The organism is Bacteroidota bacterium, from assembly GCA_036522515.1.
In the GTDB taxonomy this organism is placed as follows: domain Bacteria; phylum Bacteroidota; class Ignavibacteria; order UBA10030; family SZUA-254; genus VBOC01.
Genome location: DATDFQ010000049.1, coordinates 145,927 through 159,120, shown reverse-complemented (window position 1 = coordinate 159,120; position 13,194 = coordinate 145,927). Strand labels below are relative to the sequence as shown.

Here is a 13,194-nt window from a genome sequence, read left to right as displayed (position 1 = left end):
TTACGGTTCCCCTTACCTGCTCCGGATTGCATTCATTTGATGAAGACCTGACTAATGAACTCTGCCTATTCCCTTGCTGTTGAATCCCGTACGGGCATCATCTCGGAAGGGTTGTGGCTCAGAAGCAAGAGCTGGGATCTCACCTTCATAAGCCTGAGCGCCGTGCTGGTCGCGGTCCCGATTCTGACCTTCGTCTTCGCGAACGAGGCGACCCCCTATATTAATAGTATGCTGGCCGGGCTCGGCATCAAATACATATGGGACGCCGACGCGAGCCGGAATCTGGTCAACGGAACGATCGCCCTCTTCATCGGCGGCCCCCACATGTACGCCACCTACACCCGGACCGTCTTCGACAAGACCTTTTCGAGCAAGCATAAGCTCCTCCTTGCCGGCTCGGTGCTGATCCCCATCGTGGTGATTTACCTGGGGGTGAAGCATTTTCAGTTCCTGATCACGTTCTTTTTCTTCTGGGCGTCAATCCACATCCTTCACCAGGCGGCGTTTATCGTGGAGTGCTACAACAAAAAGGCGGCAAGATCCCTCTCCTGGTCGTCACGGATGATCGACTACGCGCTGCTCTTCTCGGCGCTCTATCCGATTGCCACCTACAAGTTCATCCATGAAGACTTTTATATCGGCTCCAACAAGATCTTCTTTCCCGACTTTCTGAAGACCGACTATATCTTTTACCTGGTGACGGCGGTGTTCGTGTCGTCCGCCATTTTGTTCATCTGGAAGACCATCAACGAGATCCGGCTCGGGACGGCCCATTATCCCAAGATTATTCTGATATCGCTTACCTCCGCGGTGGCCTTTTGCATCCCCGCCTTTCCGAATCTCGACGTGGCATTCCAGGGTTTTAACGCATGGCATTCCTTCCAGTATCTTGGATTGACCTATTACATCAACAGGCTACGCCACGAGCGCGGGGAGATCGGCACAAAGTTCATCGACAAGATGTCCGAGGACGGAAGGACCTGGCGCTACTACCTCTTCAATGTCGGCCTGACCGCCGGAGCCGTCTCGGTGATCGGACTGCTGATCTATTTCAGCCCGACTCTCGGCATCTCGTTCGACCAGTGCTATTATATCGTCGTCCTTTCCTTCCTGCTGATGCATTATCTCCACGACCATCTGCTCTTTACGAAGCCGGAAGAGATTCTTGTGTGATCGGCGCACGGCGAACGTTGGCAGAAGCCCGGCACCCTTCAGGTGTCCCGGGCTTCTTCGTTCCGGGCCCGAAGGTGCCGGTGAGGGTTGAGAGAGAGCCCGCTCGCCAGGAGCCATGAATGCGAAAAAGGGGGCGGTCAGGGCCGTGAGCCTGGCCCGCGCGCTCTCAAAACTCGGTTACACCTCCCGTTCCCGCGCCGCCGAATTGATCCGAAGCGGGCGGGTCAGTCTCAACGGGCGCATCGTGCGGAACCCCTCCGCGCGCTGTTCTCCCGGAGAGGATCGGTTTCTGGTCGACGGCTCGATCCTCCCCAGGAAGCGGATCGTCACCGTTCTCATGAATAAGCCGGAAGGCGTGGTGACGACGAGGAGCGATGAACGGAGCCGCCCCACCGTGTATGATGTGCTCGGCGACGAGGGGAGATGGCTCTTTCCGGTCGGCCGGCTCGACAAGGACACCTCGGGGATGCTCCTGCTGACGAACGACAACAGGCTCGGCGAGAGGCTGACAAACCCCCGGTCGAAAATCCCGAAAACCTACAGGGTCAGCCTCGACCGGCCTCCCTCGGACACCGATCTCGAAATGTTTGAAAAGGGGATGAGCATCAACGGGGAAAAACTTCTTCCCGCCGCGGTTTCGCGCGAGAGCGGGACAATACTGGAGTTGACGATACTCGAGGGGAAGAACCGACAGATCCGGCGGATGTGCGAACAACTCGGGTATGCAATCGTCTCGCTCATGCGGGTGAAGATGGGAGGGCTCGGCCTCGGCGCTTTGAAAAAAGGGGAGTGGCGGTATCTCACCGCACGGGAGGTCGAACTCCTCTCCCGGCCCGCTCAGGAATGAGGATGCGGGAACCCGTCTCCGACACGGTGGAAGTCTGCGTGTTCAAGATCGAAAAGGGGATCCCCTTCTACCTGCTCCTCCGCCGGTCTGCGGGCGAAAAGCTCTACCCGGGTATCTGGCAATTCGTGACCGGGACGATTCAGGCGGGTGAGAATTCCGTCGAGGCGGCTCTGCGGGAATTGCACGAAGAAACGGGATTGTCTCCCGAGGCATTCTGGGTGGCGCCGCATGTCAACAGCTTCTACGATACCCGGAGTCACGCCGTCAACCTCAGCCCGCTTTTTGCCGCACGCGTCGCGTCCGGCGTGTCCCCCGCGCTCTCATCCGAACACTCCGACTTTCTGTGGCTTCCCCGGGAGGAGGCCTCCCGGAAACTGGTGTGGCCCGGCCAGCGGACGGGGCTCCAAATTGTGCATGAGTTCATCGCCGGAGGAGGGGAAGCCTCCCAATTGACCCAAATTCAATGAGTTTGCTCCCGTCCCCCGCGCGACTACCCGATGTCAACCGTTTCGGGCCTCCCGGGGTCTAACAATGTGAGACCGTTGTCACCACTGTCGTTTCATTCAACCCGAGGAGCTCTTATGACGATCCGCTCACTTCTTCAAACCGGGGCTATTACGCTCGCGATAGCATCATCTCTCTCCGCCGTCTCCGCACAATCGAGATCTTCCGCGGGGACGTACATCTTTCAGAATACCAGGGATCAGGGCCGGTTGGGCGTAGCCGTCCAGGATGTCACGGCGGAACTCAAAAAAAAGGAAGACCTTACCGTCGACCGCGGGGCCTATGTCGCGGACGTCGAGGAGGGGAGTCCGGCTGAGAAGGCGGAAATAAAGGAAGGCGATGTGATCATCCGGTTCGACGGAGAGAAGATCGAGAGCTCCAGGGATCTCACCAAACTGGTCAAGCGGACAAAACCGAAGAGGTCTGTCCCGGTCGAAATCGTGCGGAAAAAAGAACACAAAACGGTGACGGCCGAGATCGGACGCGAACCGGGAGTTCGCGCCTACTCGTTTGATTTTGGCGGGCGGGGTTTTCATTACGCGCCGCGGATGCCGCTCATGCCCCGCATCCCCCGGATTCCACACGGCCCCGGCATGCTTCGCCGGGACGTCGGGATGGGAGAGTTGTCCGGTCTCGAAGTCGAGGAACTCACGAAACAACTTGCGGAATACTTTGAGGTGCCTGAAGGAAAGGGAGTCCTCGTGACGGAAGTCGAGAAGGGAACCGCGGCGGATACCGCAGGCTTCAAGGCGGGCGACGTGATCCTCAAGGCCGGAGGGAATTCCATTCGCGATATCGGAGACCTTCGGGAGGAGCTCCTGAACAGCAAGAAGGAGGCGATTGCGGTGGAAGTCATGCGAAAAGGAAAACCTCTTACCCTCTCGCTGAGGCCTGATCGCGACGAGGACTCAGAGGGGGAGGAGGAAGGAATGTCGGGCAGCACCCGGATCCCGGGAATGGGACAACGCTGGTATCATGACCGGGAGCCTGGATACCATGAATTCACCTTACGCACCATGGAGGCCCTGAGAGAGTTCCTGCGGGAATTCAAGACACAGCTCAAGAACGGTCTTCAGGAACTCCATGACAACCTCCAAACGCATTTTTCGAACCTGTAGCCGCAGCCATTGGGCTGCGGTAAAGTACAGTGTCGATGTAGGGGCGGGGCATGCCCCGCCCGCACGGACAGATATTTCGTAATCACCCCGGGCGACGCATGCGTCGCCCCTACAAGAACGACCTCCACCGATACCTCTCGGGTCGTCTCCTGGTCGCGCCTACCATCACCTCCGCGGCCTGCGGGTCGCGGCTACCCCCTCCCTGATTGATTTTGCGGAATATTTTCGTATATTTCTCCGTTTCCTAAATCGAAGTTTCCCCGCATCAAGAATCTGCTGACGCACGCCGTTCCGGCGTATCCGACTGACTCCCGACTCTGCGGGACCGGATACCGACTACTTGGAATGCCGGCGTTTTTTTTCGGAAGGATTGAGACAGTATGAATGTACGCTTGTTCGTCGCCTGGCTCCCGCTCTCCGCCCTCGGTTTCACCCTGCACGGATCGGCCCAGCCGGCGGATACGGCGGTCCAGCACAGGTATGAGAGGATCGTGAGTCAGATTGTCGCGTCGGGGCTTGCGTCCGGGAAGGCGTACTCGATCCTCCGTGAGCTGACCGGGACGGTCGGAGCCCGGCTGAGCGGATCGCCCGCAGCCGGCCGCGCAGTCGAGTGGGCGGAACAGACGATGGAACATCTCGACTTTCAAAACGTGCACACCGAGGCCGTGATCGTGCCGCATTGGGTCCGGGGTTCCGTCGAGGAAGCTTCGATCATCGGCTCTTCGAACAAGACGGTGCCCCTCACGATGTGCGCCCTCGGGGGGAGTATCGCCACGCCCGATGACGGGATTACGGCCGAAGTGGTCGAAGTGAAGTCGTTCGACGAGTTGCGGGGGATGGGCGAGGGTGCGAAAGGGAAGATCGTCTTTTTTAACCGCCCGTTCGACAGGAGCAAGTATAACACGTTTGAGGCCTACGGCGGAGCCGTAAACCAGAGGGGTCAGGGCGCGTCGGAAGCCGCGCGCGCCGGAGGTGTCGCCGCCCTCGTGCGTTCGATGACGAGCCGGATCGACGACGTCCCCCACACGGGCGCGATGAATTACAACGACAGCCTTCCGAAAGTGCCGGCAGCCGCCCTGAGCACGGTGGCCGCGAACCTGCTCGACAGCATGCTCCAGGCGAACCATTCACTCCGCGTCAGGCTCAGACTCGCCTGCCGCATGCTTCCGGACACCGAGTCTGCCAACGTCATCGGCGAACTCAAAGGATCGGAGCATCCCGAAGAAGTCATCGTTGTCGGCGGCCACCTCGACAGTTGGGACAAGGGGCGCGGCGCTCATGACGACGGAGCCGGTGTCAGCCACTCCATGGAAGCATTGCGGTTATTGAAAGAACTCGGACTCACCCCCAGGAGAACGATCCGCGCCGTCCTCTTCATGAACGAAGAAAACGGTTTGCGCGGAGGAAAGGCCTACGCCGAGAGAGGCCGGCCCGGTGAAAAGCCGGTCGCCGCCATTGAAACGGACGCCGGAGGCTTTACTCCGAGGGGATTCGGGGTGACCGCCGATTCGCTGACGATCGACAAGGTCGCCCGGTGGGCGTACCTCTTCAAGCCGATCGATGCGGACCGGATCTCGAAGGGAGGAGGGGGCGCCGATATCGGAGAGCTGGGGAGGAAAGGGGTGCCCACGATCGGCCTGAGAGTCGACGGGCAGCGCTATTTCGACTACCATCATTCCGACAGCGATACGATCGACAAAGTGAACGAGAGGGAACTGGAACTGGGCGCCATCTCTCTTGCGATCCTCTGTTATGTTCTCGCCCAGGAAGGGCTCTGAGGTTGCTTCACATAAACTTTCATCAGCAGAAAGAGGTGCATATGTCAAAATTGGTCCTGGTTGTTCTCACCGTTGCGCTGGTTCAATGCGGCTTTTCCCAGGGTTCCCGCGGAGCGGACGAAAAAATCGATACTTCCGCGGTGTCAAAGATTCGGGACGAGGGAATGAACCGCTCCCAGGTGATGGAGATCCTGAGCTATATCTCGGATGTGTACGGCCCGAGGTTGACGGGCTCCCCGGGGTACAAGCGAGCCGCCGATTGGGCGGTCAAGGAACTCGCCTCCTGGGGGCTTGCGAATTCACACCTGGAAGCATGGGGTCCGTTCGGCAAAGGCTGGTCGCTCAAACGCTATTCGGCGAACGTCATGGGGTCGCAGGATTTCCCGTTGATCTCCTTTCCCAAGGCCTGGTCACCGGGCACGGGCGGCACCGTCTCCGGAGACATCGTCTACCTCGACGCCAAAACCGACAGCGAGGTCGCAACGTACCGGGGAAAACTGAAAAACAAATTTGTGCTGATCAGCGACCCTGTCGATGTGAAAGCGCATTTTGATCCCGAGGGAACGAGGGATGCCGACTCGACGTTGCTCAAACTCGCAAACGCCGACATGACTCCCGCGCAGAGGCGCGGCCGCGGGTTCCGCATGACACCCGAGCAGAGAGCGAGGGCGCTCACCGGCTTTCACAAGCAGGAACTCTGCGAGAAGGAAGGCGCGGCGGCGATTCTCACCGTCAGCAGAGGCGACGGCGGAAACATTTTCGTGCAGCAGGCGGGCATCGCCTATCATCCGGATACGCCCTTCGCGAAAAGGATGAGCGTGTACGATCCCAAAGCCCCCCGCATCGCTCCCCAGATCGCCGTGGGAGCAGAGCACTACAACCGGCTCGTACGGATGATCCAGAAGGGTGAACATCCGAAGCTGGAGATGAACCTCGAGGTGAATTTCTACAAGGAGGATTCGAGTTACGACGTCATTTCCGAGCTCCCCGGGTCTGACCTCAAGGACGAGGTCGTCATGATCGGCGCGCACTATGACTCGTGGCACGGCGGGACCGGAGCGACAGACAACGGCACCGGGTCGGCGGTGTGCCTCGAAGCCATGCGGCTCCTGAAAAAACTCGACCTGAAGCCGAGACGCACCATCCGCATCGGGCTCTGGAGCGGCGAGGAAGAAGGCCTCCTGGGTTCGGCAGCGTACGTGAAGAATCATTTCGGAGAACGGCAAACAGGCCCGGCCGATACGATCCCCGGTCCGATCGTTCTCAAACCCGAGGCCGAGAAGTTTTCCGTCTACTTCAACAACGACAACGGGAGCGGAAAGGTGCGCGGAGTTCATATGCAGGGGAACGAAGCCGCGCGTCCGATCTTCCGCGCCTGGCTCGCCCCGTTCAGGGATATGGGCGCCTCGACGCTGACGCCGTCGAATACCGGCGGGACCGACCATCTTTCGTTCGACGCCATCGGATTGCCCGGCTTTCAGTTCATCCAGGATCCCCTGGAGTACGATACGCGCACGCACCACTCGACCATGGACCTGTACGATCGCGCCCAGGCCGAGGACCTGAAGCAGGCTTCGGTCATCATGGCGGCGTTTGCCTATGACGCGGCGATGAGGGATGCCATGTTTCCCCGGAAGCCCGTCCCTCAGGCGCCGGCCCAGCGCGGGAGCCAGTAGTGCGATGAGCCTGCTGGTGGTTGGCTCCCTCGGGATCGATACCATCGAGACTCCCTTCGGCCGCGTGGAAAACGTGCTGGGGGGATCGGCGACCTATATCGCGATCGCAGCAGGCTATTTCGTCGCACCGATCCGGCTTGTGGGGATTGTGGGAGGCGATTTCCCCCAGGAGCATATTGAGTTCCTCGAGAGCCGCGAGGTCGATCTGGAAGGTGTGCAGGTCGTCAAGGACGGCAAGACGTTCCGGTGGGGTGGGCGGTATCATTACGATCTCAACACCCGCGACACGCTCTTCACGGAGCTCAATGTCTTCGAGCATTTCGACCCGGTCATCCCGGAATCGTTCCGGAAGACGACCTATGTCTGTCTCGGAAATATCGATCCGGACCTTCAGAGGAGGGTTCTGGAGCAGATCGAGAAGCCGAGACTGGTGGTGGGCGACACGATGAATTTCTGGATCAAGAGAAAGCGGGAGGAGCTTCGCAGGACGCTGAAGCTTGTGGACATCCTCATCATCAACGACGCCGAAGCCCGCGAGCTCACAAACCAGCCGAATCTGATCAGGGCCGCGAAGGAGATCATCGCGGAAGGACCGCGCATGATCATCATCAAGAAAGGGGAACACGGGGCGTTGCTCGTCACCGACCGGATCGTGTTCGCCGCCCCGGCGTACCCGCTGGAGATGATCAACGATCCGACGGGCGCAGGCGACGCGTTTGCCGGCGGGTTCATCGGATGGCTTGCGAAGACCGACGACCTGTCGGAAGAGAACTGCAAGCGGGCGGTCATTTACGGGAGCGCCCTTGCCTCCTTCTGCGTGGAACAATTCAGCCTGAACCGTCTGAAAGACCTGACCTCCATCGAAATTCACGACCGCTTCCGTGAATTCCGGGAACTTTCGAAGTTCGACGCCGAAGTGCTGGCGTGACCGGGATGCATGAAGTCGGTTGAATGGCTCGGCGACCGTCTCCGGTTGATTGATCAGACGAAGCTGCCCCTCGAGGAACGCTACGTCGATACAGCCGACTACCGCGTCGTCGCCGATGCGATACGCACGCTGAAGATCCGCGGCGCCCCGGCCATCGGCATCGCGGCGGCCTACGGGCTGGCGCTCGCCGCGCTCGAATCCGGAGCCGACTCCGGAAGCGCTTCGATGGAACTCTTCGTTCGCGACGTCCACCGGGCGGGCGACGAACTCGCCTCGACCCGCCCGACCGCCGTGAATCTGTTCCGCGCCCTCGACCGGATGCGCGCGATCCTGCGGGAAGCGGGCTCCCCGGAACGCGCCAGATCCCTCCTTGTGGAAGAAGCTCTCAAGATCCACCGCGAAGACGAGACAATGTGCCGCCTCATCGGGGAACACGGCGCTTCGCTCGTCCCCGGCCGCGCGACCATCCTGACCCACTGCAACACCGGCGCGCTCGCCACCGGCGGGTCGGGCACCGCCCAGAGCGTGATCACGACCGCCCGCCGGCTCGGGAAATCTGTCAGGGTGTATGCGACAGAGACACGCCCCCTCCTCCAGGGCGCCCGGCTCACCTCGTGGGAGCTGATGCGCGAAGGGATCGAGGTGACTCTCATTACCGACGGGTCCGCCTCCTTCGTCATGAGCCGGATGCATGTGGACCTCGTGATCGTCGGCGCCGACCGGATCGCGGCGAACGGCGATGCGGCCAATAAGGTCGGAACCTACGCGCTTGCGGTCGCTGCGAACTATCACGGCATCCCGTTCTATGTCGCCGCGCCCACCACGACGATCGACCCGGCCCTCGAATCCGGCGCGCTGATCCCGATCGAGGAAAGGGCCGCGGAAGAAGTCGTCGAAAGTTTCGGGAGGCGCACCGCCCCGCCGGGCGTGCGCGTCTATTCGCCGGCGTTCGATGTGACGCCCGCATCGTTGATCGCAGGGATCGTCACGGAAACGGGAATCCACACTTCTCCCTACGATTTTCACAAGCTCCCTTCCGCCGCGGCCGGGAGGAACGGGTGAGCACCATCGAAAAAACCGAAGCGGTCGTCCTCAGAACGATGCCGTATCGCGAGACGAGCAAGATCGTCACGTTCTACACCGCGCGGTTCGGACGGCTCGCGACGATTGTCAAAGGGGCGCGCCGGCCGAAGAGCAAATACGGCGCCTCCCTTGAACTCATGGCCCACGACATGATCGTCGTCTACAGAAAAGAGGGGAGGGATTTGCAGACGCTCGCCGAATGCGACCTGATCCGTTCGTATCCCCGGCTCCATGACGACCTCGAGAAGATGTCCGCCGGCATGGCAATCATCGAGCTGATCTCGCTCCTCACCCGGGAAGAAGAGGAGAACGGACCGCTCTTTTCGTTGTTGACCGGCTCGCTCGCCGCAGTCGATGCTGCAACTAAAAACCCCGCGGGCGTGTTCTACTGGTACGAGGTGCGCCTGGCCGGGATCCTTGGCTTCCAGCCGGGCTTCGGCCGGTGCGCAACCTGCGGCAAGTCCCTGCCCGGGAGCGATGACGGCCATGATCCGGTACGGTTCGATCTCGAAAAAGGAGGGCCCGCCTGCAAGAGCTGTTCTCCCGAAGCCGGACAGACCGTTCTTCTGGAGCGGGGAGTGTTGCGTGCGCTCGAACGCCTCTCCGGAATCTCAACCGCAACGGAGGCCTCCGGGATGGAGTTCGATCCGGAGACCTCAGAGCAGATTCGGGAATTTATGGGCATGTACCTGCGGTATCACGTCCACGGACTCCGTCCTCTGAAGTCGGACAAAGTGTTTTCAAGAATTCTGGACCGTGCAATATGATCTCCCCATGCCTGCCTGCGGTGTTGAAACATTCGCCGCGGGAGGACAGTATAATAGTAATGTCCGATCACTTCAATAATTCAATCGAGGAGTAAGGTTCCTATGTCTCGCAAATCAATCCTGGCGGCAATATTCCTGATCTTTATCGGGATCGTTTTCGGTGTGGTGCTCGTCTCCAGCTTCAAGGGGGGCGTGGAGCCCGGCTTCGCGGGCGATCCGCAGGTCAAACTCGGGGGGCGCACTCCGATCAAGCATGTCGATGTCGACGCCAAAGCATTCAGCAAAGCATTTATAGATGTGAGCAAGGCTGTTTCCCCCACCGTCGTGGCGATCACCGTGACCACCAAGGCGAAAAAAGGGGGGGACGGAGACCTCAACGAGTTCTTCCACTTCTTCGGGCCCGATTCCAAGGCGCCCGAGCCGGAGCCCCAGCAGGGGGCGGGATCCGGGGTCATCATCAGTGCGGATGGATACATCCTGACAAATAATCATGTCGTCGAGGGGGCGGATGAGAATCGCGTCGAAGTCTACATGAACGACCGCCACGAGATGAAGGCGAAAATCATCGGAACAGATCCTTCCACCGATCTCGCCGTCATCAAGGTCGACGCCAGGGAGATGACCGCCGCCGCGTTCGGAAACTCCGACGAGCTCCAGATCGGCGAGTGGGTTCTGGCGATCGGCAATCCGCTTCAACTCCAGGGCACGGTGACCGCGGGAATCGTGAGCGCGCTCGGCCGGAGCATCCGCATCATCAGCGACGACTACGGCATCGAGAACTTTATCCAGACCGACGCGGCAATCAACCCCGGCAACAGCGGCGGGCCTCTGGTGAACCTGAGCGGCGAAGTCATCGGGATCAACACGGCGATCGCCACGACGAACGGACGCTATCAGGGTTACGGCTTCGCCATTCCGATCAACCTCGCGCGCTATGTGGCGGAGGATATCATCAAGAACGGGAAAGTCCGGCGGGGGTATATCGGCGTGACGATCGGGACGGTGGACGACAAGACCGCGAAAGCGCTGGGCATGGAGAAGGCCCAGGGAGTGATCGTCCAGACGCTCGTCGAGGACGGGGCGGCGCAATCCGCCGGCATCAAAGAACGCGATGTCATTCTCTCGGTGGATGCGAGAGAGGTGAACGCCCCGAACGAGCTGCAGACGTACATCGCCCGCAAACACCCGGGGGACGAGGTGACGTTGAAGGTGTTCCGGGACGGGAAGACGACGGAGAAACGGGTGACGCTCCGCTCGCGCAAGGACGAGAAGCTGGCGGCCAGGGATACGGAAGTCGGCAAGGCGGACCGTGAAACGGAACGGGAAACCAGTTCAAAGGGGATGAGCCTGGACAAGCTCGGCGTGACGGTTCGTTCGCTCGACTCCGACGAGAAGAAGGAGATGTCGGTCGACCGGGGCGTCGTGGTAACTCACGTGGAAGCGTTCGGCGAAGCGTTCGAACGGGGCATCCATGAAGGCGACGTCATCCTCGAGGCGGACAAAAAAGAAATCTATTCGCCGAAAGATCTGAGAGACGTCGTCGAGAAGCGCAAACAGGGCGATGCCGTCCTGCTGCGCGTAAAAAACAGCCGGGGCCAGATGGCGTTCGTCGCCGTGCAACTCGGCGGTTGACCCCGGGCGGTGAGCGAATTCAGAGCCCCATTCTCGTACAGCGCGGATGGGGCTTTCTGTTTCCCGCAGCCTGAAGGCTGCGGCTACCGGCAAGCGCGAATTTCGGATGGTGTCTCAATTTGGCGATCGTCCCTCCACCTCGTCATGCTGACATGCTCCTGGTCAGCAACTTTCAACTCTTTTATAAAGATCCCGACCTAAAACATGCCGGGATGACGAGAGAAGGTGAAACTGCGGCGCTACCGAATTTTGCATCTCGATTCATAAATTCGTAGATTCAGGCCAGACCACGTCACCCAATTCCCAATTCCCGAGGGGAGTGAGAACTCCAATGAAGACTTTCAATTATGGCGCACTGATCGTTATGTTTATGACTACAACGGCCATCGGGCAGATCGATATCAAGTTCGAGCAGTACAAGCTCGAGAACGGCCTGACCGTCCTTCTCCACGAGGACCATTCCGCGCCCGTCGCCGCGGTCGTGGTGATGTACCACGTCGGCTCGAAGAACGAAAAGGTGAAGCGAACCGGATTCGCGCACCTGTTCGAGCACATGATGTTCAAGGGGTCCGAGCATGTCCAGGACGGCGAACACTTCAAGCTCCTCCAGGAAATCGGAGCGAACATCAACGGATTCACGACGGAGGACGCCACGACGTACTTCGAGGTGGTTCCGAGCAACGAGCTCGAGCTTGCCCTCTACCTCGAATCGGACCGGATGGGATTTCTCCTCCCGGCGGTGACGCAGTCGAAGCTGGACAACCAGCGCGAAGTCGTGAAAAATGAGCGGCGCCAGAGCGTCGACAACGTCCCGTACGGGACCGCGGACGAAAAGATCGCCGCCGCCATGTTTCCGGAAACTCATCCGTACAATTGGCCGGTGATCGGCTCGATGGAGGATTTAAGCGCCGCCTCCCTCGAGGACGTCCACCAGTTCTTCAGGACCTACTACGCGCCGAACAACGCATGCCTGGTCATCTCCGGTGACGTGACGCCGGCGGAATCGAAGCCGCTGGTGGAAAAATACTTCGCCTCCATACCGGCCGGGAAAAGTTTCGACCGGCCGCAGACGGTTCCGGTCAGTCTCGCCGCCTCGAAAACGATGACCACCGAGGACAAGGTGCAGTTGCCCAGGCTCTATTTGACGTGGCACACGCTGCCGCTCAACACGCGGGAGGGCGCGGTGATGACGGTGCTGGGACAAATCATGGGCAGGGGAAAGAATTCCCGGCTCTTCAAACCGCTTCAGTACGACAGGCAGATCGCGCAATCTTCCAGCGCCGGAGAGCAGGGGCTGGAGATCGCGGGGATTTTCCAGATCGAGGTGACGGCAAAGCCGGGAAGAAACCTGACCGAGGTTGAAACGGTCGTCGATTCAGTCCTCAAATACTTGCTCTCCGGCGGCGGCGTCACACAACAGGAAATCGACAAGGCGGTCGCTTCGGCCGAGGTGCAGGTCGTGAACGGAGCCGCGACGGTTCTCGGAAAGGCGACAAGCCTCGCAAGGTTCTACTCGTTCACGGGCGACCCCGCGAACATCAACACACAGATGAAACTCTATCAGGGGATCACTCCGGAGGAAGTGCGAACCGTCGCCAACAAATATCTGACGCAGCCGCGGATGGTCCTGAGCGTTGTCCCGCTCGGGAAGCCCGAGCTGGCGGCAGGGAAGGGGGAGTGAGGAAACC

At 60.1% G+C, this 13,194-nt stretch carries 11 protein-coding genes; all 11 read left to right on the top strand.

The annotated features are described in order from the left end of the window. Nucleotides 1-54: 54 nt before the first annotated feature. The 11 genes from VI215_09565 to VI215_09515 all read left to right on the top strand — a co-directional run bounded on the left by VI215_09565 (nucleotide 55) and on the right by VI215_09515 (nucleotide 13,187). Nucleotides 55-1,173, top strand: a complete 1,119-nt coding sequence (locus tag VI215_09565) for a hypothetical protein (protein HEY6192555.1) — start codon at nucleotides 55-57, stop codon at nucleotides 1,171-1,173. Between the two features lie 115 nt (nucleotides 1,174-1,288). Further along, nucleotides 1,289-2,020, top strand: a complete 732-nt coding sequence (locus VI215_09560) for a pseudouridine synthase (protein ID HEY6192554.1) — start codon at nucleotides 1,289-1,291, stop codon at nucleotides 2,018-2,020. A 2-nt stretch (nucleotides 2,021-2,022) separates the two neighbouring features. Continuing rightward, entirely contained in the window at nucleotides 2,023-2,487 is a 465-nt protein-coding gene (locus VI215_09555) for an NUDIX domain-containing protein (GenBank protein ID HEY6192553.1), read from the top strand. Between the two features lie 114 nt (nucleotides 2,488-2,601). Then, entirely contained in the window at nucleotides 2,602-3,642 is a 1,041-nt protein-coding gene (locus VI215_09550; protein ID HEY6192552.1) for a PDZ domain-containing protein, read from the top strand. A gap of 380 nt (nucleotides 3,643-4,022) precedes the next feature. Then, nucleotides 4,023-5,420, top strand: a complete 1,398-nt coding sequence (locus VI215_09545) for a M20/M25/M40 family metallo-hydrolase (GenBank protein HEY6192551.1) — start codon at nucleotides 4,023-4,025, stop codon at nucleotides 5,418-5,420. 41 nt (nucleotides 5,421-5,461) lie between these two features. Continuing rightward, nucleotides 5,462-7,096 (top strand): M20/M25/M40 family metallo-hydrolase, encoded by a 1,635-nt coding sequence (locus VI215_09540; protein HEY6192550.1) that lies wholly within the window; start codon nucleotides 5,462-5,464, stop codon nucleotides 7,094-7,096. A gap of 4 nt (nucleotides 7,097-7,100) precedes the next feature. Then, a complete protein-coding gene (locus VI215_09535) occupies nucleotides 7,101-8,024 on the top strand; it encodes a PfkB family carbohydrate kinase (protein HEY6192549.1) in 924 nt (307 codons plus the stop codon). A gap of 9 nt (nucleotides 8,025-8,033) precedes the next feature. Beyond that, the gene (mtnA, locus tag VI215_09530) at nucleotides 8,034-9,086 is read left to right on the top strand and encodes an S-methyl-5-thioribose-1-phosphate isomerase (GenBank protein ID HEY6192548.1); all 1,053 of its coding nucleotides are present in this window, start codon (nucleotides 8,034-8,036) and stop codon (nucleotides 9,084-9,086) included. Continuing rightward, nucleotides 9,083-9,874 (top strand): DNA repair protein RecO, encoded by a 792-nt coding sequence (recO, locus tag VI215_09525; GenBank protein ID HEY6192547.1) that lies wholly within the window; start codon nucleotides 9,083-9,085, stop codon nucleotides 9,872-9,874. Before mtnA ends, recO begins: the two co-directional genes overlap by 4 nt. A 102-nt stretch (nucleotides 9,875-9,976) precedes the next feature. Continuing rightward, nucleotides 9,977-11,506, top strand: coding sequence for a Do family serine endopeptidase (locus VI215_09520; GenBank protein ID HEY6192546.1), 1,530 nt, complete (start codon nucleotides 9,977-9,979; stop codon nucleotides 11,504-11,506). Between the two features lie 331 nt (nucleotides 11,507-11,837). Next, the gene (locus VI215_09515) at nucleotides 11,838-13,187 is read left to right on the top strand and encodes a pitrilysin family protein (protein HEY6192545.1); all 1,350 of its coding nucleotides are present in this window, start codon (nucleotides 11,838-11,840) and stop codon (nucleotides 13,185-13,187) included. Nucleotides 13,188-13,194 lie beyond the last annotated feature (7 nt).

Coding starts and splice junctions, on each gene's coding strand:
- VI215_09535 (HEY6192549.1), top strand. CDS start 7,101: ATGAGCCTGCTGGTGGTTGGCTCCCTCGGGATCGATACCATCGAGACT.
- VI215_09560 (HEY6192554.1), top strand. CDS start 1,289: ATGAATGCGAAAAAGGGGGCGGTCAGGGCCGTGAGCCTGGCCCGCGCG.
- VI215_09520 (HEY6192546.1), top strand. CDS start 9,977: ATGTCTCGCAAATCAATCCTGGCGGCAATATTCCTGATCTTTATCGGG.
- VI215_09550 (HEY6192552.1), top strand. CDS start 2,602: ATGACGATCCGCTCACTTCTTCAAACCGGGGCTATTACGCTCGCGATA.
- VI215_09540 (HEY6192550.1), top strand. CDS start 5,462: ATGTCAAAATTGGTCCTGGTTGTTCTCACCGTTGCGCTGGTTCAATGC.
- VI215_09555 (HEY6192553.1), top strand. CDS start 2,023: ATGCGGGAACCCGTCTCCGACACGGTGGAAGTCTGCGTGTTCAAGATC.
- VI215_09545 (HEY6192551.1), top strand. CDS start 4,023: ATGAATGTACGCTTGTTCGTCGCCTGGCTCCCGCTCTCCGCCCTCGGT.
- VI215_09565 (HEY6192555.1), top strand. CDS start 55: ATGAACTCTGCCTATTCCCTTGCTGTTGAATCCCGTACGGGCATCATC.
- VI215_09515 (HEY6192545.1), top strand. CDS start 11,838: ATGAAGACTTTCAATTATGGCGCACTGATCGTTATGTTTATGACTACA.
- mtnA (HEY6192548.1), top strand. CDS start 8,034: ATGAAGTCGGTTGAATGGCTCGGCGACCGTCTCCGGTTGATTGATCAG.